Annotated in this window: 1 protein-coding gene; it reads right to left on the reverse strand. The window is 54.0% G+C overall.

The genetic code is table 11. The annotated features are described in order from the left end of the window. The coding region (locus tag LZ634_RS22495) for a carbohydrate porin (protein ID WP_234508945.1) at window positions 1-1,361 on the reverse strand (1,361 nt) is incomplete at its 3' end. Between the last annotated feature and the right edge of the window lie 88 nt (window positions 1,362-1,449).

Here is a 1,449-nt window from a genome sequence, read left to right on the forward strand (position 1 = left end):
CCGCCGACGTTCAGCGAATCCAGCTGCTGGTCTTCGGTGCCGTTCACCTTCGCCGTACGCTTGTTGTCGACCTGACCGCCGGTCACGTAGAAACGCAGCATTGGACGGAACTCAGGCCCCATACCGATGGCGATGTTCTGCGACAGGGTCAGCTTCCAGCCGTGGTTATCGCCGCCCTGATCGTAATCTACGCGCTGATAGCCCGCTTCCAGCCAGGTCGAGTGCACGTCATTCCAGAAGTACATTGGACGTACAATCGCGCCGTAGTTTTTACGGTTGTCGGTGTTGTCTTTGCTGTTGTCATAATCGTGGAAGGCCAGCAGGTATTCGATTTGCGCCTGCTGCGTAAACTTATAGTTGCCCTCAAAGCTGGCGTAGATGGCGGTTAAGCCGTCAGTTTTGTTGTAAACGCTGTTATCTGAGTTATCGGAGTAACGCAGGATAACTTTGTTCACGCCGCTGTCGTTGGTGTGGCTCAGCAACAGCCCGCCCTGCCAGGCATCCAGCTGCGCGTCGTTATCCACCGCTTTAGAATCAAAGCCGTAGTTGGCGTAAACCTCAACGTCGATTGGGCCCGCTTTGATGTTGTGGGTTTTGGTGGTCAATGCGTAATGGCCGTCATCCCCGGTGTCGGAGCTGCCGGTACAGGTGATGCGCGATGGGTTTGATTCATCGGCCATCACTTCCGGACTACAGGATTTCACCTGCGAAACACCCGCAACGTCGAACTGCACGCCGCCGATATCAAAGTTTTTCACCCCGGCACCCTGGCCGTCGTGGTTCATCCAGAAGTAGTCGTTGATACCCTGTTGCGGACGCTGGTGGAAGTCGCGACCGGCCCAGATATAGGCGTTCGGATTGGACTCCAGCACGTTGGTCACGCCGACGTAGGCTTTTTTCAGGTTAACTTCGTCACTCCAGTGATCGAACATGACGTTAATATCCCAGATGGCGCCTTTGCTGCTCTTAAAGGCTTTGGTTATCTGGAATTCGCCGCCGTTGCCTTCGTTACCGAGACGACCAATCGCCGAGGCTCCGTTGTACGAGCCATCAACGCCGACATATTTTTGATCGCCAGTCTGGAAATGCGCGCCGTAGCGGGCGTAGCCGCTAAACTTCAGGCCGAATGGAATCGCCAGATCCGGGGACTGCGCGGCGGTTTGTGGGTTGGTCTCCAGGTCCACCTTTTTGGCGGCGGCGGCGTCCATTTTGGCCTGGCGGTCCGCCAGCGCTTTATCGACGGCCTTGGCCACAATGGCGTCGATTTGGTCCTGAGTAAAATCTTGTGCCATTACAGAGGAAAGCGGGCAAAGCGCGGCGATAACCGCCATAGCTAATGGAAGTTTTTTTACAGTTTTCATGGTTATCTCAAATTAATTAATTATATTTTCAGACAATAACCATCCCGTTCCGGTGAGAATGCATTAACATCACCAAAACAAGCTGATT

It is taken from the genome of Kluyvera intermedia (genome assembly GCF_021440345.1).
Lineage (GTDB): Bacteria > Pseudomonadota > Gammaproteobacteria > Enterobacterales > Enterobacteriaceae > Kluyvera > Kluyvera intermedia_A.